This window comes from Streptomyces katrae (genome assembly GCF_000717655.1).
In the GTDB taxonomy this organism is placed as follows: Bacteria; Actinomycetota; Actinomycetes; order Streptomycetales; family Streptomycetaceae; genus Streptomyces; species Streptomyces katrae_B.
In genome coordinates this window covers 22,093-38,624 of sequence record NZ_JNZY01000004.1, presented here as the reverse complement: position 1 = coordinate 38,624, position 16,532 = coordinate 22,093, and the positions used below count along the sequence as shown (strand labels likewise).

Genomic DNA, 16,532 nt, shown 5'->3' with positions numbered 1-16,532 from the left:
GACCCCGTGGCGCCCCATGATGCCGCACCACCGGATCCGCCCCCGCCGCCCGAGCCGCACAACGTGGAGCCACCGCACCCCCAACGCAAAAAAACCCCACCGAAGTGGGGTTCTTGCTCTGTGTCCGAGGGGGGACTTGAACCCCCACGCCCGATAAAGGGCACTAGCACCTCAAGCTAGCGCGTCTGCCATTCCGCCACCCGGACCGGTGGTCGGCCCCGGTTTCCCGCGGCGACAAGGACAACAATAGCAAAGGATCGGGGTGCTTCCGACCAGGTATTCGGGCCCGGGCCGCTCGCTGACCTGCACGCATGTCGCCGAGGGGGTGGCGAGACTCCGCGTCTCGCGGGTCAGCGGGCCGCCGCGGTGCCCTCGGCCCTCAGCCAGTCGTCGTTGTGCTGCCACGCGTAGAGGGTGGTGCCGTCCATGTAGGCGTAGTACAGACCGCAGCGCGCGGTGGCCTTCCCCCGGGCGTCCTTCGGGAACCAGTCCTGCGCGAGCGGGACCTCCTGCGCGTGCGGCCGCGGCTCCGTCGTGCACGCGGTCGGGAGCCGGTCGTCCGGCAGGGCCGCCGTCAGCAGGCGGTCGCCGCCCGTCGTCTTCATCGCGTACTGCACCGACGTCGCGTCGTCCGGCAGCCAGCGCGGGACCGAGGCCCGTGCCGTCTTCGCCTCGGTGCCCGTCGCGTACGTGCCCGTCTCCTGGTGGCGGTTCCCGTACCAGTCGGCCGCGGCCGGGAGGGCGACCACGGTCGCGAGCCCCACGGCCGAGACGACTGCGGCGGTGGTCAGGACGACGGACCTGCGGATCATGCGGCGTTCGCTTCCCTCGGCGGCGGATGGCGTGCGTGCCTTCATCCTCCGGCCCGGCCCCGGGCCGGCGCGTCCCTCCACCGGGCGGGATCCGCGTACATCTCAGGTCGTACGGGCCCCGGCGCGCCCGGATGCCGATACAGGCTGGACACCACGGGTACCGAGGCGGTCGGATGAGCGCCGCACGTCTGCATCCAGGGGGGTCACGCATGGAAACACCGCACCGCGTCAGCACGTTGGAGCTCTTCTTCGATCTGGTCTTCGTCTTCACCATCACCCAGCTGACGGTGCTGCTGGCGGACGACATCAGCTTCCGGGGCGCCGGCCAGGTGCTGGTGATCTTCACCGTGCTGTTCTGGATGTACGGGGGCTACGCGCACCTGACCAACCAGGTGCCGCCCGACCGCACCGTGCGCAAGGTCCTGCTGATGCTGGCCATGGGGGCGTTCCTGGTGTGCGCGCTGGCGGTGCCGACCGCGTTCGGGGCCGGCGGGGTCGCGTTCGGCCTGGGGTACGTGTTCGTCGTCCTCGTGCACAGCGCCCTGTACACGCAGGCCCACGGCTCCGGCGTGCTCTGGTTCGCGTTGCCGAACCTGCTGTGTGCGCTGTCGGTGCTGACCGCCGGGTTCTTCGACGGGCCGCCCGCCTGGGGTCTGTGGGTGCTCGCCCTGCTGATCCAGTTCGCCGTGCCGCAGCTCGTGCAGAGGGTGGCGGCGAGCGGGGCGGAGCCCGCCGAGGCCGCGCCCGCCGTGACGACGGTCAGCGACCAGCTGGGCGGCATGAGCGCGGAGCACCTCGTGGAGCGGCACGGGCTGCTGCTGATCATCGTCTTCGGGGAGTCCGTGATCGCGATCGGCATCGGGACCGGCTCGCTGCCCCTGTCCGTGGGCATCGCCGGGGGTGCCTTCCTCGCGCTCGCCGTCGCGTCGGCGCTGTGGTGGATGTACTTCGTCCGTGACGAGGGCCGGGCCGAGGAGGTCTTCGCCGAGACGGCCCCGGAGAAGCGCTTCAAGCTGGCGATGCTCGCGTACTACTACGCCTTCCTGCCCATGCTGCTCGGGGTCGCCGCCTTCGCGGCCGGCGTCAAAAAGACCATCGGGCACCTGGGCGAGCACCTGCACACCGGCCCGGCGCTCGCCCTGGCCGGCGGGATCGCCCTCTACCTGGCCGGGGACCTGGCCTTCCGGGCCGTGCTCGGGATCGGCCCGGCCCGGTTCCGGGCGGCGGCGCTGGTGCTCGTCCTGGCCACCGTCCCGGTCGGCACGGCCACCGCCGGGCTCTGGCAGCTGCTCGCCCTGGTCGTCGTACTCCTGGCAGCGCTGGGAGCCGAGGTCCGCTGGACCCCGGGCTGCCCGGCGGCGGCCGGACGGCCTACGGGCAGCGGATGACCTGGCCCGCGTACGAGAGGTTGCCGCCGAAGCCGAAGAGGAGGACCGGGGCGCCCGTGGGGATCTCGCCGCGCTGGACCAGCTTCGAGAGGGCCATCGGGATGCTGGCGGCCGAGGTGTTGCCGGAGTCCACGACATCGCGGGCGACGACCGCGTTGACGGCGCCGATCTTCGCGGCGAGCGGCTCGATGATCCGCAGGTTCGCCTGGTGCAGGACGACGGCGGCCAGCTCCTCGGGGGCCACCCCGGCCTTCTCGCACACCTTGCGGGCCAGCGGCGGGAGCGAGCTGGTGGTCCAGCGGTAGACGGACTGGCCCTCCTGGGCGAACACCGGCGGCGAGCCCTCGATGCGCACCGCGTGGCCCATCTCCGGGACCGAACCCCACAGGACCGGGCCGATGCCGGGCTCCTCGCAGGCCTCGACCACGGCCGCGCCCGCGCCGTCGCCGGTCAGCACGCAGGTGGTGCGGTCGCTCCAGTCGGTGATCTCGGTCATCTTGTCGGCGCCGATGACCAGGGCCCGGGTGGCCGAACCGGCCCGGATCGCGTGGTCGGCGGTGGCCAGGGCGTGCGTGAACCCCGAACAGACCACGTTGAGGTCCATGACGGCCGGGCTGCCGCCCATGCCGAGCTTGGCGGCGACGCGGGCGGCCATGTTGGGCGAACGGTCGATCGCGGTGGAGGTGGCCACCAGGACGAGGTCGATCTCGTCGGGGGACAGACCGGCGCCGGCGAGGGCCTTGCCCGCGGCCTGGAAGGCCAGCTCGTCGACCGGTTCGTCGGGGCCCGCCATGTGCCGGGTCTTGATGCCGACCCGGGAGCGGATCCACTCGTCGTTGGTGTCGACCATCGCCGCGAGGTCCTCGTTGGTGATCACTTTCGCGGGCTGGTAGTGCCCTAGCGCCACCACGCGTGAACCGGTCATGGGCGGGGTCCCCCCTACGTCGGAAGTCAGGATCACCCAGCTTGACCTGCTACTGGTGGGTACATGTGCACGTGACCCAACAGGATTACCTGCCCTGAATTTGGAGATTCCGGAGGATCTTCCTGCCGGGAGCGCCGCAGAACGGCGATCCGGGAGAATGGGCTCGTCAGCTGCACGACGAGGTGCGCGACGAGGACAGAACGGGCGGGCTGATCACCATGGGACGGGTCACCGAGCGCCGTCGTGTCATCCGGGTGCGGAACGGGGTGACCGGGGTCCGCCCGGACACACTGGTCGCCGAGGAGCCGCTGGAGATACGGCTGAGCGGCAAGCCGCTGGCCATCACGATGCGCACCCCCGGCGACGATTTCGCGCTGGCGGTGGGCTTCCTGGTGAGCGAGGGAGTGCTCGGCTCCGCGTCGGACGTACGGGCCGTGACCTACTGCGAGGGGGCGGCGGAGGACGGCACGAACACCTACAACGTCGTCAACGTGCAGCTCGCACCCGGGGTCCCGGTGCCGGACATCACGCTCGAACGGAACGTCTACACCACCTCCTCCTGCGGTCTGTGCGGAAAGGCCAGCCTCGACGCGGTGCGCACGGCGACCCGCTTCCCGCTCCGGCGGAGCGCGGCCGAAGACACCGTACGGATTCCCGCGGAGCTCCTCGGCGAGCTGCCGGACCGGCTCCGCGCGGCGCAGAAGGTGTTCGACCGCACCGGCGGCCTCCACGCGGCCGGGCTGTTCTCCCCGCAGGGCGAGCTGCTGGACCTGCGGGAGGACGTCGGCCGGCACAACGCCGTCGACAAGATCGTCGGCCGGGCCTTCCAGGCCGGCCTGCTCCCGCTGGCGGGCGCGGTGCTGCTGGTGTCCGGCCGGGCCTCCTTCGAGCTCGCGCAGAAGGCGGTGATGGCGGGCATCCCGATCCTGGCCGCCGTCTCGGCGCCGTCCTCGCTGGCGGTGGACCTGGCGCTGGAGTCGGGTCTGACCCTGGTCGGCTTCCTGCGCGGGCAGAACATGAACATCTACGCGGGCGAGGAACGGATCACGCTGTAGCGGTTCCCCGGGCGCTCCCGCGGCCCTGTCCAGCGATCCGGGGGCCCTCCGGTCAGCGGCCCCGGCGGGTGCGGCGCTTCGCTTCCGGCCTGGGCCCGGGCTCGGGCGGGTCGATGCGGTGGAGGTCCAGGGTCGCAGGGAGCGGGGTGACGCCGGGGCCGCCGGATTCCGCCCAGGCGATGACCTCGTCGGTCGCGGTGTCGTCCAGGGCCCAGCCGAACCAGGTCGCCCGGGCGCCCCGGCGACGGGCCTCGGTGGTGGGCTGGACCACGATGACGTTGGCCTGCGCGCACGGCCCGAGGCAGTCGCTCGTACGGACGGCCAGCCGGCCCCCCGACGCCGCCGCGGCCTCGCGCAGCCGGGCCAGCTGGCCGGCGTGGTCCGAGCCGGGGTTCTTGCGGGGGTCCCCGCAGCAGCAGCCGCGGCAGACCACGAGGGTGCAGGGGCGTTCGGCGTGGGCGGCGAGCGGGCGTATCCAGGTCACCGCCGCACGTTACCGGCCCTGCGGCGCGTGGTGTTGGAGCGACGGCGAGACCTCCACCACATGCCCGGCGGGCAGTTCGGCGCCCTCCGCGGACTCCGGGTCCCGGGCGCGGCGGCGCGCCAGCACCGCGCACACCATCAGCTGCATTTGGTGGAACAGCATCAGCGGCAGCACCGCGAGGCTCGCCTGGGCCCCGAACAGCACGCTGGCCATGGGCAGTCCGGCCGCGAGGCTCTTCTTCGACCCGGCGAACTGGATGGCGATCCGGTCCGCCCGGCCGAACCCGAGCCGCTTCGCCCCGTACCAGCTGACCAGGAGCATGACGGCGAGCAGTACGGCCTCCACCGCCAGCAGGGCGCCCAGGCGGGGGACGCTGACCTGGTGCCAGATCCCGGCGCCCATGCCCGCGCTGAAGGCGGCATAGACGACGAGGAGGATCGAGCCGCGGTCGGCGAAGCCGAGCACCTTCTTGTTCCGGACCAGGAAACCGCCGGCCCAGGGGCGGAGCACCTGGCCCAGCAGGAACGGCAGCAGGAGCTGCAGGACGATCCTGAGGAGGGAGCCGAGGGAGAACCCTCCCGCGCTGTTGCCGAGCAGGCCGGCGGCGAGGAGCGGGGTGAGGAGGATGCCGGCGAGGCTGGAGAACGAGCCCGCGCAGATCGCCGCGGGAACGTTGCCGCGGGCGATCGAGGTGAAGGCGATCGAGGACTGGATGGTCGAGGGGACCAGGCACAGGAAGAGCAGTCCGCTGTGGAGCGGGGGCGTGAGGAGGGTGGGGACCAGCCCGCGGGCGGCCAGGCCCAGCAGCGGGAAGAGGACGAACGTGCAGGCCAGCACGGTCAGATGGAGCCGCCAGTGGCGCAGGCCGTCGAGGGCCTCGCGGGTGGACAGCCGGGCACCGTAGAGGAAGAAGAGCAGGGCCACGGCCCCGGTGGCGGCGCCCTCGGCGACGGAGCCGGCCGGCCCGCGGGCGGGCAGCAGCGCTGCGAGGCCGACGGTGCCCAGGAGGGCCAGGACGTACGGGTCCAGGGGCAGCCGGGAAGGCATCTGCGGGCGGCGCATGTACGGGGCTCTCTTGCTGTCGTGGTGGCGGCGGGGCCGGGGCGTGCCCCGGGGGTGCCTCCTCATCGTGGCGCTCCGGATGGTGATCGGGAAACCCGTACACCGCACTTACTGTCATTGCGGTTCGTGATGGCCGTGGCAGCATGGAGCCATGCCCGCCATGTACGACCCCGTCCAGTTGCGCACGTTCCTCACGGTGGCCCAGACGCTCAGCTTCACCCAGGCCGCCGGGCGGCTCGGCGTCCGGCAGTCCACGGTCAGCCAGCACGTACGGCGGCTGGAGGAGGCGACGGGGCGGCAGCTCTTCCTGCGGGACACGCACAGCGTGGAGCTGACGGAGGACGGCGAGGCGCTGCTGGGCTTCGCCCGGACCATCCTGGAGGCGCACGAACGGGCGGCCGCCTACTTCACCGGGACGCGGCTGCGGGGGCGGCTGCGGTTCGGGGCGTCGGAGGACTTCGTGCTGACCAGGCTGCCGGAGATCCTCGAGGGCTTCCGGCACGAGCATCCGGAGGTGGAGCTGGAGCTGTCGGTCGAGCTGTCCGGGACCCTGCACGAAAGGCTGGACGCGGGGCGGCTCGACCTCGTCCTGGCGAAGCGGCGCGGGCCGGGGGACGAGCGGGGCCGGCTGGTGTGGCGGGACCGGATGGTGTGGATCGGGGCGGAGGGGCTGCGGGTGGACCCGGAACGGCCCGTGCCGCTGATCGTCTTCCCGCCGCCGGGGATCACCCGGGCCCGGGCGCTGGAGGTGCTGGAGCGGGACGGGCGGGGGTGGCGGATCGCGTGCACGAGCGGCAGCCTGAGCGGGCTGGTCGCCGCGGCGCGGGCGGGGCTGGGCGTGATGGCGCACACGCGGGGGCTGATCCCGCCGGGGCTGGTGCGGGTGCCGGGGCTGCCGGAGCTGGGGGCGGTGGAGTTCGCGCTGCTGCGGGGCGAGCGGAGCTCGCAGGCGGCGGAGGCGCTGGCGGCCGCGATCCTCTCGGGCGCGGACCGCCTGACCCGCCCCGCCTGACCGGGGGCCGGCCCCGGACCCCCGCGCCTCGAACACCGCCGGGGCCGCGAACGAGGCGCCCCGGACCTCGGGTCAGGTGCCCAGGATCAGCAGGCCTTCCGACGGGGGGAGGGTGCCTGGGGTGAGGGGGGCGAAGGTGAGGGGGAGGGCCAGGCGGGGTGGGCCGGATTCCGGGAGGGGGTCGAAGAAGTACGCCGCCTCCGCCGCGGTGTCGCTGACCAGGTGGGGACCGGCCGGGGACGGCGTGGCGCGGGTCAGCGGGGTGCGGAAGAGGCTGCGGAGGTGGCGGAGGATCTCCGGAGTGACGTGCGACGGACGGGGGAGGGGTGCAGGGGCCGGCGGGGTGTCCTCGGCGTCCGGGGGCTGCGCGGCAGACGGCGCGTCCGGGGGGATCGCTCCCGACAGGAGCAGCGCCAGGAGCACCGGGACGGCCTTGTGGCGCAGGGCCTCCGTGGCCTCGGGCAGCCGGTGGGCGCGGTTCGCGGGCAGGGAGAGTGCGAGGCTGCCCGCCGCGTCCCCGGTGGCGATGGGGACGGCCGAGCAGACGACCCCCGGCGCGTACTCGCGCAGGTCGAAGACCGGCGCGCCCGGAGCCAGCGCGTCGAGCGCGCTGAACAGCACCCGGCTGTCGGTGATCGTCTGCGGGGTGAGCCGGGCCGGCCGGTACCGGGCGACATGGTCGCGGCGGCGGTCGTGGTCGAGCTGCGTCAGCAGGCACTTGCCGACGGCGCTGGCGTGCGCCGCCGCCTTGAAGTCCACCCACTCCTGCACCGGCGGAGCCCCCGGCCCGTCGGCCGTCTGGGTGATCCTGACCTCCCCCTCGGCATACCGGCTCAGGTACACCGCGGCGCCCGCGCTGTCCCGGGCCAGGGCCAGCGTGCGCTGGAGCTGACCTGCCAGCCCGCTGCCGCCGGGGGCGGCGAGCCGGTCGAGGGCGGGCCCGCGCGCGTACACGCCCGCGCCCGGGCGGTACGCGTACTCCTCCTCGCACAGCATCGCCAGCAGCGGCCGCAGCTCCGCCTCCGCCAGACCGGCCTCCCGCCCCAGCTGTCCCGCCCGTACCCCCAGCGGATGCTTCTCGAGGACCCGTACGACGGCCAGCGCGCGCCGCGCCTCCGCCAGGGCCTCGCCCGTCCCGGCCCGGACGCGGCCGTCGCGCGCGGCCGACGCCAGCGCAGGATGCCGCAGCGGGCCGGCCCCCAGCCGGGTCCGCGCCGGCGACTGCGCCACCACCGGCGCCGCCGGCCGGAACGCGTCCAGCGCCGCCGGCAGTCCCGGCCTCGGCAGCGGCACCGGGCCCAGATCGGGATCGTCGAGCTGGTCGACGTAACGCAGGACCGTCGCCTGCGCGCACAGCCGCACCTCGCGCAGATCCCGCCGGCCGCCCGGCCGGAAGCCGCGCCGGCCCAGCTCCCGCGCCCAGACCCGGGCGTCGTGGTGCTCCCCGCGCCGGGAGTGGTCGAGGAACAGGCAGTACGCGGCCGACGCAGTCCGCGCCCGCCCGGAACCGGCGGCGAACTGCCACCAGAAGCGGGCGCCTTCGCGCAGCCCGGCCAGGTGCAGCAGGCAGCCGAAGACGACGGCCCCGGCCAGATCGGTGTGCCCGCTCTCGACGAAGGCCTTGAGCTGCGCCTCGGCCTTCGGGGTGCACACGGCGGCCAGGCAGACGGCCTTCAGATCGCGCCGGGCCCGTTCGGAGTCGAGCGGGCAGTCCCGCGCGGGGTCGCTCCATCCGTACGCACGGCGCCGTGAGGGCGCCGCGGCGGCCTGCCCCCGGGCGGCGCGCAGCAGCCGCGCCTCGGCCGCGCCCAGGTCGTAGTGCGGGTACCGGTCGCGGACCCCGGCCCGGGTCAGGAACTCGGCCAGGGAGCGGCGGGTGGCGTCGCCGCCGCGCTCCTCCTTGCCCTCGCGCCGCCTCATGATGCGGCGGAGGTGTCGAGCAGACGGGCGAGCCGCCGGTGGGCCTGGCCGAGCTGCGAGCGGACGGTGGCCTCGTCGACGCCCATCACGGAGGCGGCCTCGCCCGGGGTGCACTGGAGCCCGTAGCGCAACAGCACGGCGTCGCGCTGGCGCTCGGCGAGCCGGGACACGGCGGAGTAGAAGCGGATGGTGTCGGTCAGCACCTCGTACTGGTCGGCGTGGGCCTCCTTGAGGGCGGCCTCGAAGGCGCTGATGTCCATCGGTTCGGGCCAGGTGCTGCGCCGCTGCTGCCGGTCGACCAGCCGTTGCTTGAGGATGGTCCAGGCGTAGGCGTCGAGCCGGTCCATGTGGAGCATGCGTAACCACTCGTTCATGATCGAGTCGAAGGTGGCGTCCACCGCGTCCTCGGCAGCCGTGTCGGAGCCCAGCTGCAGGTACGCGAAACGCATGTACGAGGGCCGCCGGTTGGCGTGGAAGGCCCAGTACGACAGGCGTGCCGTCGGGTCCCACTGGCTCATGGGCGTCGGCCGCCGCCGTCGGCTGGGCAGTCCCACGGCCCCACCGGACTCCTCTGGTCCGCCATCGCTCACCGTTCCACCTCACCTCAATCCCCTGTGCGCGGACAGCCTGGCAGTGCGGGCGCACCCGGGGGGCGCAGAAGAGAGACGTCGAAAGATTACGTTCGGTGATGATCGGCGTGTGACCGACTTCGACCGCGCGCGGGCCCACTCCGCGCATACGCATATGCCGGGGCCAAGCCGGGCCGCCATGCACCGGCGTACGCCCTGTGACCAGCCCGGACGACCGTCACGACGGGCCCTCCCGGCCGAACCCCGGACACCGGTCCGCGGTGATCCGGTCCGGCTGTAGCATGGGCCCACTGCGAGGGCCGTGACGGAGAGGTCACTTCCCTCGCTTTTGCGTTACGTCCACCCCGAAGAAATGCGGCCCGTGGCCTTTCGGCGGTTCGATACGATGAACCGCATCACAATCCGTCACGTCACGTTGTCACCGCATAGATGAAATGGAGCATCCGAGGATGTCTCGACACCTGATCACCAGCGCGCTTCCCTACATCAACGGGATCAAGCACCTGGGCAACATGGTCGGGTCGATGCTTCCGGCGGATGTGTACTCCCGGTACCTCCGCCAGCGCGGCCACGACGTCCTCTACATCTGCGCCACCGACGAGCACGGCACCCCCGCCGAGCTCGCCGCCAAGGAGGCCGGCGTCTCGGTCGCCGAGTTCTGCGCGCAGGCGCACGACGCGCAGAAGGCGGTCTACGACGGCTTCGAGCTGTCCTTCGACTACTTCGGCCGCAGCTCCTCGCAGCAGAACGCCGAGATCACCCAGCACTTCGCGCGGCAGCTGCAGGAGAACGGCTTCATCGAGGAGCGCGCGATCCGGCAGGTCTACTCGCCGGTCGACGGCCGCTTCCTGCCGGACCGCTACGTCGAGGGCACCTGCCCGCACTGCGGCTACGACAAGGCCCGCGGCGACCAGTGCGAGAACTGCACCCGCGTCCTGGACCCCACGGACCTGATCGAGCCCCGCTCGGCCATCTCCGGCTCCACCGAGCTCGAGGTCCGCGAGACCAAGCACCTCTTCCTCCTCCAGTCCAAGCTCCAGCACGAGGTCGAGGCCTGGGTCGCGCAGCACGAGGAGGAATGGCCCCAGCTGGCGTCCTCCATCGCCCGCAAGTGGCTGACCGAGGGCCTGCACGACCGCGCGATCACCCGCGACCTCGACTGGGGCGTCCCGGTCCCGGCCGACACGTGGCCCGAACTGGCCGCCGACGGCAAGGTCTTCTACGTCTGGTTCGACGCCCCGATCGAGTACATCGCCTCCACCAAGGAGTGGGCCGACGCCGACCCGGCGAACCGCGACTACAAGTCCTGGTGGTACGAGGCCGAGGACGTGCGCTACACGCAGTTCATGGCCAAGGACAACGTCCCGTTCCACACGGTGATGTTCCCCGCCACCGAGCTCGGCACCCGCGAGCCCTGGAAGAAGGTCGACTACGTCAAGGCCTTCAACTGGCTGACGTACTACGGCGGCAAGTTCTCCACCTCTCAGAAGCGCGGCGTCTTCACCGACCAGGCGCTGGAGATCCTCCCGGCCGACTTCTGGCGCTACTTCCTCATCGCCAACGCGCCCGAGTCCGACGACTCGTCGTTCACGTGGGAGCACTTCGCCGCCACCGTCAACAAGGACCTCGGCGGCACGCTCGGCAACTTCGTCAACCGCGTGCTGACCTTCTCCCGCAAGAAGTTCGGCGACGAGGTCCCGGCGGGCAGCCCGGCCGGCGAGGCCGAGGCCAAGCTGGGCCGGCAGATCGCCGAGCTCCTGGCCGAGTACGAGGGGCACATGGAGTCCCTCCAGTACCGCAAGGCCGCGGCCGCGCTGCGCGCCCTGTGGTCGGCAGGCAACGCCTACCTCGACGAGAAGGCCCCCTGGCTGGAGGTCAAGACCGACCTGGAGGGCGCTGCGCTCACGCTGCGCACGGCGATGAACCTGATCCACCTCTACTCGGTGGTCTCCGAGCCGTTCATCCCGGCCTCGGCGCGCGCCATGCGCTCCTCGTTCGCGCTGGCCGACGACACGGCCACGTGGGTCACCCCGGAGCAGGCCGAGTCGCTGGACGCGGTCCCGGCGGGCACGCCGTTCACCGTGCCGCCGGTGCTCTTCGCGCGGGTCACCGAGGAGGACCTGGAGTCCTACCGCGAGCGCTTCGGCGGTACCGAGGCCGGCTGACCTCCCCGTCCGAGCCGAGGGGCGCGACCTTCCGGGGCCGCGCCCCTTCGCCGTACCCGTGCCCCGAACGCGGGCGCGGGACGGTAGGGGAAACCCGACCCCGAAGTGTCCACCTGGGTGGGCAGACCCGGCCGGGTGCGCGCGGCTGGAATGGGCCCATGACCCCTTCCCGTAGTGCCCGAACCGCCCTTCAGGCGACCGGCTGGCTCGTGGCGGCCGCCTGGGCGCTGTCCTTCCCGCTCTTCTCCTCACTGGAGCCACACCGGCTGTGGGGCTGGTGCGCTGCGGCCGGCTACCTGTGCGCCGCGGCGCTCACCGTCCGGCGGCCGCGGGCCGCCGTCACGGCCGCCCTCGTGGGAGCCGTCGCGGTCCCGCTGCTCTGGCTGGTGCTGACCGGCCGGGGGCAGTCCGAGGTGATGGTCGTCGAACGCTCCGGACGACTGCTGCTGGAGACCGGGCGGATGTACGTGGACCAGCCCGCGGGAGTGGACGAGTACACGCCGTACCTGCCGGGCATGGCGGCCCTCGGCATCCCGCACACGCTGCTGGGACGGCCGGGCGACGCCCGGATCTGGTGCGCGGCGGTCCTGTTCGGCGGGATGTGGGCGGGGCGCCGTCTGCTCGGCGGAGCGCGGTCGCCCCTGCTGCCCCTGCTGGTGGCCTCGCCGGTGGTGGCGCTGCCGCTGGCGGTGAGCGGCGTGGACCTGCCGCTGGCCGGGCTGTGCTGCCTGGCGCTGGCGGCGGCCGCGGCGGGGCGGCCGGTCCTGGCGGGGGCGGCCCTCGCCGGGGCGTGCGCGCTGAAGTGGACGGCGCTGCCCGCGGTCGCCGTGGCGGTGGCCCTGCTCGCGGCCTGCCGGGGCGGCCGGGCGGCGGTGCGCTGCGCTGCGGTGGCGGTCCTCGGCACGGCCGCGCTGGTGCTGCCGAGCGCACTGCTCCAGCCGGCGGAGACGGTGCGGCAGGTGTTCGCCTTCCCGACCGGGCGCGCGGAGGTGCCCACCCCGGCGAGCAGCCCGCTGCCGGGACATCTGCTGGCCGGACTGGGCACCTGGGGCTGGTGGCTGACGGTGGCTCTGCTCGCGGTGGGCGGCCTGGCGGTTGCGCTCTCGCTGGTGGTGCGGCCGCCGCTCACGCTGATGGCGGCGGCCGACCGCCTCGCGATCGGCCTCACGCTGGCCTTCCTGCTGGCCCCGGCCGGGCGCTTCGGCTATCTGGCGCTGCCGGTGCTGCTGGTGGTCTGGGCGCGGTCGGTGACCGCCCCGGGGTTCTCCCGCATCGTGGCCGGCTCCGCGGGCGGCTACGCCAAGGGTCAGCCCTCCGCGCCGCGCAGGTGGGCCAGCACCGCCAGCACGCGGCGGTTGCCCTCCGTCGGGTCGAGGTCCAGCTTCATGAAGATGCTGCTCGCGTGTTTGACGACGGCCGCCTCGGTGACGAACAGCCGGGCCGCCAAAGCCTGGTTGTTGAGGCCCTCGGCCATCAGGGCCAGCACCTCGCGTTCGCGCGGGGTGAGCCGGGCGAGGGGCCGGTCCGCCGCCTGCCGCCCCAGCAGGACCCGGACCACGTCGGGGTCGATGACCGTCTGGCCCCCCGCGACCCGTTCGAGGGCGTCGAGGAACTCCGCCACCTCGCCGACGCGGTCCTTGAGCAGGTAGCCCAGCCCGGCCGGACCACCCGCCGCCGTGCCGGCGGTGAGCAGCTGGGTCGCGTACGCCGTGGCGACGTACTGCGAGAGCACGAGCACCGGCAACGAGCCGTCCCGGGAACGCAGTTCGAGGGCGGCGCGCAGGCCCTCGTCGCGGAAGCCGGGCGGCATCCGGACATCGGTGACGACGGCGTCGGGCCGTTCGGCCGCCACCGCCCGGATCAGCTCCTCGGCGTCCCCGACGGCGGCGAGGACGCGGTGGCCGCTGCGGGTGAGGAGTTCCGTCAGCCCGGCGCGCAACAGGACGGAGTCCTCCGCGAGAATCAGCCGGAGCACGGCACCTCCACCCGGAGTTCGGTCGGTCCGCCCACCGGACTGGACACCACCAGCCTGCCCTGCAACATCGCCACCCTGTCCGCGAGACCCGCCAGGCCCGCTCCCGCGCCGGGGTCCGCCCCGCCGCGGCCGTCGTCGGTGACGGAGAGAGTCAGCCGGCCACCGTCGACCTTACCGGCGATCCCGATGTGCGAGGCGCCGCTGTGCTTCGCCGCGTTGGTCAGGGCCTCGGTGACGGTGAAGTACGCCGTGATCTCCACCGGTTCGGGCAGCCGGGGCACGTCCAGGTCCACCGTCACCGGCACGGGGTGGCGCAGCGCGACCTCCGCGACGGCCGCCGCGAGCCCGTGGTCGGTGAGCACCTGCGGGTGGATCCCCCTTATGAGGTCGCGCAGTTGCTCCAGGGCCAGCCGCGCCTCGCCGCGGCCCCGGGCCACCAGTCCGGCCGCGTCGGCGGCCTGCGGCACCCTGCGCAGCTCCAGCTCGGCGAGACCGAGGGTCATGCTGAGGGCGACCAGCTGCTGCTGGGCGCCGTCGTGCAGGTCCCGCTCGATCCGACGCCGTTCGGCCTCGAAGGCGTCCACGAGGCGGACCCGGGAGCGGGTCAGCTCCAGCACCCGGGCGTCCTCCTCGCGCGCCCCGAGCAGCAGCCGCGCGGTCTTCACCTGGGCTCCCGCGAGGAGCCCTCCCGCGTACGCGGCCAGCACCAGCCCGGCCAGTCCGACGGCGGTACCGCCCAGGGCTTCCAGCGGGCCGGAGACCGGCCTGCCGGGGATCAGCATCACGGTTTCGGGGGCAAGGGCCCACACGACGACGGGGCTCGACACGAGGATCAGAGAGAAGGCGAACAGCGTGACGACCCCGAAGCCGGCCGCGGCGAACACCGGCCCGAGCAGGGCGGCGTACCCGAGCTCCCGCCACGTGGCCCGCTCGCGCAGCCGGGTCCTCAGCCAGGCGGCGGCGGCCGCCCCGGCGAGCGAGACGTGCGGATCGGGCACGGGCGCGGGCTCCACCCACCGCAGCCGCCACCGCTCGAACTGCCCGAGCGGCACTGCTCCGGCCACGGCGCCGAGCAGCAGGAGCAGCCCGATCCCGGCGACGGCCAGCAGCACCCCCAGCCCGAGGAGCAGCGCCAGCGCGAGGAGGACCCCGTACCCCAGGAGGATCCCGCTGCCGAGGTACGACCAGCACCGCCACGGCCACCAGGAGCCGAGGAAGCGGAACGGCCGCTTCAGCGCCACCCAGACGGCGACCGGCGGTTCGGCGGCGGTTTCGGACACGCGGGACATGCGGTCAGCGTAGGCGAGCCCGCGCCCGACCCATGAGGCGGCAGCCGGACTTCTTCGGCGGCGGAGGCTCCTCGGCGTGGGCGGCGCGGCGCTCGTCATGTTCGCGTTCTTCGCCTACGCCGGCCTCGGCCTCGGCTCATGGTCACCGGCCCGGTCCTCTCCATCGGCCAGGGCAAATCGGCCGGCAGGCCCGCCGAGCGCGCTCTCGACGGCGGGCCGTCACCCGGGCCTCGGTGATCTTGACGCCTCTGCGGCGTGTCGAAGTGCCGTTGTGATCGTTTCTTCAGCCGAGACCCTCACAACGGGAGGACGCGCGGTGACCGCTTGGCAGTACTTCGCCGGAGCAGGCCTGGTGGCGGCCCTCTGCCCGCTGCAGGGCCAGGTGGCGGTCGCCGATGTCGGCACCGGAATCGCCCAGGGCCACGGCACCGGTATCGGCCAGGCCGACGGCGACGGCGACGGCGACGGCGACGGCGACGGCGTCGGCGTCGGCACCGGTATCGGCCACGGCCACGGGACGCCGCGCGACGCCTGCGTTCCGGCCGGGCCGCCGAGCCCGCCCGCCGCCACGCACCCCGCTGTCACGCCCCCCGCCGCCACACCGGCCGCGGTCCGGCCTCCCGTACGGGCCGTCCTGCCCGGCGCCGCGCGGCCGACCGTGCACCACCGCGGGCAGGGCCCCCTGCCGGCGGGCGCCGCCCCCGCGCCGCCGGAGCCGCCCCCGTCGACGGCGAAGGCAAGGGCCGCGGTGCCGGAGCCCCCGCCGCCCGCGCCTGGTCCCGCGGAGGTGGCGGAGCCGGCGCCGGCCGGAGCAGCTGCCCCGCCCCGGGCCGCAGCCGTGGCCGCGCCCGTGCGCGCCTTCCACGTGCGTCCGTACCACTCGATCGCCCTGGAGCGGCGCGGCCCGGGCGGCATGTCCACCGTGATGCTCATGGTCGTCGTCACCACCCCGGCCGTGCTCGCCGCCGCCGCACTGCGGCCGCGTTCCAAGAGCCGCGGCTGACCGCGCCGCCCGGCACCCACCCACCGATCCACCAACGGGAGAACCCTCGTGTCCGAATGGCTGGTCCTGGCCGTCGCCATGGCGCTCGTCTGCGCCCTCGTCCTCGCCTGCACCGCGTTCCGGCACCGCCGGGTCGCGGAGGACGAGGACACCAGCGAAACCCCCGACGTCATCGAGTACATGACGATGATGGTGGGCGTGGTCTACGCGATCGTGCTCGGCCTGGCCATCGCCGGCGTCTGGGAGGCCCGCGGCGCCGCCGAGGACAGCGTGCGCCGCGAGGCCCAGTCGCTGTACGAGGTCACCCAGCGCGCCGACGTCTACCCGGCTCCCGTCCGCGACCGGATCCGCGGCGAGGTGGACGCGTACGTCTCCCACACCGTCGCCGTGGACTGGCCGCTGCTGACCTCGGGCGAAGGCGCCTCGCCGAAGGGCGCCGCGCTGCTCGGCAAGCTGCGCACCGACGTCACCCACCAGAGCCCGGCGAACGAGCTGCAGGCGCAGGCCTACCAGCCGCTGCTGGACCACATCGCGGCCGCCGACGACGCCCGCCACTCGCGCATGCAGGCCGACGAGTCGACGCTGCCGAGCGTCGTCTGGTTCGGGCTGCTGGTCGGCGGGGTGGTCACCGTGGGGCTGATCTTCACCCTGCAGATCCGCAGGTCCGGACGAGAGCTGCTGCTGGCCGGTCTGTTCAGCGCGCTGATCGTGTTCCTGCTGTTCATGGTGTGGAGCTTCGACGCGCCCTACGGCCGGGAGGGAATCGATTCGGCGGGCCCGTTCCAGGACCTGTTCCCGAAGGTGGCGCTGGCCGCGGCCGAGCGCTGACGCCGTCGGCCGGGAGCGAGCGGG

At 73.7% G+C, this 16,532-nt stretch carries 13 protein-coding genes, 1 tRNA gene and 2 pseudogenes; 7 read left to right on the top strand and 9 right to left on the bottom strand.

The annotated features are described in order from the left end of the window. Positions 1–121 precede the first annotated feature (121 nt). Together IF09_RS0106595 and IF09_RS0106590 are read right to left on the bottom strand one after the other, a co-directional pair. Positions 122–206: transfer RNA gene (locus IF09_RS0106595), tRNA-Leu, on the bottom strand. A 144-nt stretch (positions 207–350) separates the two neighbouring features. Then, positions 351–812, bottom strand: coding sequence for a hypothetical protein (locus IF09_RS0106590; protein WP_037634186.1), 462 nt, complete (start codon positions 810–812; stop codon positions 351–353). A 209-nt stretch (positions 813–1,021) separates the two neighbouring features. Between IF09_RS0106590 and IF09_RS0106585 the strand changes: the two genes are divergently transcribed. Then, positions 1,022–2,200 carry a low temperature requirement protein A gene (locus tag IF09_RS0106585; RefSeq protein WP_051832150.1) on the top strand — a complete coding sequence of 393 codons (1,179 nt, stop codon included), beginning with the start codon at positions 1,022–1,024 and terminating at the stop codon, positions 2,198–2,200. On the opposite strand, the gene IF09_RS0106580 is transcribed toward IF09_RS0106585, so the two are convergent. Beyond that, positions 2,184–3,125, bottom strand: coding sequence for a beta-ketoacyl-ACP synthase III (locus IF09_RS0106580; protein WP_030292870.1), 942 nt, complete (start codon positions 3,123–3,125; stop codon positions 2,184–2,186). The genes IF09_RS0106585 and IF09_RS0106580 overlap by 17 nt on opposite strands. Before the next feature lie 218 nt (positions 3,126–3,343). On the opposite strand from IF09_RS0106580, the gene fdhD reads away from it, so the two are divergent. Beyond that, positions 3,344–4,180: a formate dehydrogenase accessory sulfurtransferase FdhD gene (gene fdhD, locus IF09_RS0106575; RefSeq protein WP_030292868.1), complete on the top strand. Its 837-nt coding sequence runs from the start codon at positions 3,344–3,346 to the stop codon at positions 4,178–4,180. Between the two features lie 52 nt (positions 4,181–4,232). Here fdhD and IF09_RS0106570 read toward each other — a convergent pair whose 3' ends face one another. Together IF09_RS0106570 and IF09_RS0106565 are read right to left on the bottom strand one after the other, a co-directional pair. After that, positions 4,233–4,664: a hypothetical protein gene (locus IF09_RS0106570; RefSeq protein WP_030292866.1), complete on the bottom strand. Its 432-nt coding sequence runs from the start codon at positions 4,662–4,664 to the stop codon at positions 4,233–4,235. Positions 4,665–4,673: 9 nt separating this feature from the next. Continuing rightward, on the bottom strand, positions 4,674–5,726 hold the full coding sequence (locus IF09_RS0106565) for a bile acid:sodium symporter family protein (protein ID WP_037634184.1): 1,053 nt from the start codon (positions 5,724–5,726) through the stop codon (positions 4,674–4,676). Between the two features lie 160 nt (positions 5,727–5,886). Here IF09_RS0106565 and IF09_RS0106560 point away from each other — a divergent pair, with 160 nt between their 5' ends. Beyond that, positions 5,887–6,738: a LysR substrate-binding domain-containing protein gene (locus tag IF09_RS0106560; protein WP_030292862.1), complete on the top strand. Its 852-nt coding sequence runs from the start codon at positions 5,887–5,889 to the stop codon at positions 6,736–6,738. 402 nt (positions 6,739–7,140) lie between these two features. Here IF09_RS0106560 and IF09_RS48425 read toward each other — a convergent pair. After that, positions 7,141–7,860, bottom strand: a pseudogene (locus IF09_RS48425) (IclR family transcriptional regulator domain-containing protein); the annotation flags it as partial. Positions 7,861–8,654: 794 nt separating this feature from the next. Beyond that, on the bottom strand, positions 8,655–9,176 hold the full coding sequence (locus IF09_RS0106550) for an RNA polymerase sigma factor (RefSeq protein WP_234320899.1): 522 nt from the start codon (positions 9,174–9,176) through the stop codon (positions 8,655–8,657). Between the two features lie 521 nt (positions 9,177–9,697). Between IF09_RS0106550 and metG the strand changes: the two genes are divergently transcribed. Continuing rightward, positions 9,698–11,413 (top strand): methionine--tRNA ligase, encoded by a 1,716-nt coding sequence (metG, locus tag IF09_RS0106545; RefSeq protein ID WP_030292856.1) that lies wholly within the window; start codon positions 9,698–9,700, stop codon positions 11,411–11,413. A 158-nt stretch (positions 11,414–11,571) separates the two neighbouring features. Continuing rightward, a pseudogene (locus IF09_RS48190) lies at positions 11,572–12,543 on the top strand (glycosyltransferase 87 family protein); the annotation flags it as partial. Positions 12,544–12,719: 176 nt separating this feature from the next. Here IF09_RS48190 and IF09_RS0106535 read toward each other — a convergent pair. Together IF09_RS0106535 and IF09_RS0106530 are read right to left on the bottom strand one after the other, a co-directional pair. Continuing rightward, a complete protein-coding gene (locus IF09_RS0106535) occupies positions 12,720–13,388 on the bottom strand; it encodes a response regulator transcription factor (RefSeq protein WP_030292853.1) in 669 nt (222 codons plus the stop codon). Then, positions 13,376–14,677, bottom strand: a complete 1,302-nt coding sequence (locus tag IF09_RS0106530) for a sensor histidine kinase (protein WP_051832149.1) — start codon at positions 14,675–14,677, stop codon at positions 13,376–13,378. The genes IF09_RS0106535 and IF09_RS0106530 overlap by 13 nt, the downstream gene beginning before the upstream one ends. A 316-nt stretch (positions 14,678–14,993) precedes the next feature. On the opposite strand from IF09_RS0106530, the gene IF09_RS41595 reads away from it, so the two are divergent. Both IF09_RS41595 and IF09_RS0106520 read left to right on the top strand, forming a co-directional pair. Continuing rightward, positions 14,994–15,680, top strand: a complete 687-nt coding sequence (locus IF09_RS41595; RefSeq protein ID WP_051832147.1) for a hypothetical protein — start codon at positions 14,994–14,996, stop codon at positions 15,678–15,680. Between the two features lie 48 nt (positions 15,681–15,728). Beyond that, on the top strand, positions 15,729–16,508 hold the full coding sequence (locus IF09_RS0106520; protein WP_030292846.1) for a DUF4239 domain-containing protein: 780 nt from the start codon (positions 15,729–15,731) through the stop codon (positions 16,506–16,508). Positions 16,509–16,532 lie beyond the last annotated feature (24 nt).

Excerpts from the sequence above, each read along its gene's own strand:
- IF09_RS0106590 (WP_037634186.1), bottom strand. The coding sequence starts at position 812 with ATGATCCGCAGGTCCGTCGTCCTGACCACCGCCGCAGTCGTCTCGGCC.
- IF09_RS0106585 (WP_051832150.1), top strand. The coding sequence starts at position 1,022 with ATGGAAACACCGCACCGCGTCAGCACGTTGGAGCTCTTCTTCGATCTG.
- IF09_RS0106580 (WP_030292870.1), bottom strand. The coding sequence starts at position 3,125 with ATGACCGGTTCACGCGTGGTGGCGCTAGGGCACTACCAGCCCGCGAAA.
- fdhD (WP_030292868.1), top strand. The coding sequence starts at position 3,344 with ATGGGACGGGTCACCGAGCGCCGTCGTGTCATCCGGGTGCGGAACGGG.
- IF09_RS0106565 (WP_037634184.1), bottom strand. The coding sequence starts at position 5,726 with ATGCGCCGCCCGCAGATGCCTTCCCGGCTGCCCCTGGACCCGTACGTC.
- IF09_RS0106560 (WP_030292862.1), top strand. The coding sequence starts at position 5,887 with ATGTACGACCCCGTCCAGTTGCGCACGTTCCTCACGGTGGCCCAGACG.
- IF09_RS0106550 (WP_234320899.1), bottom strand. The coding sequence starts at position 9,176 with ATGAGCCAGTGGGACCCGACGGCACGCCTGTCGTACTGGGCCTTCCAC.
- metG (WP_030292856.1), top strand. The coding sequence starts at position 9,698 with ATGTCTCGACACCTGATCACCAGCGCGCTTCCCTACATCAACGGGATC.
- IF09_RS0106530 (WP_051832149.1), bottom strand. The coding sequence starts at position 14,677 with ATGTCCCGCGTGTCCGAAACCGCCGCCGAACCGCCGGTCGCCGTCTGG.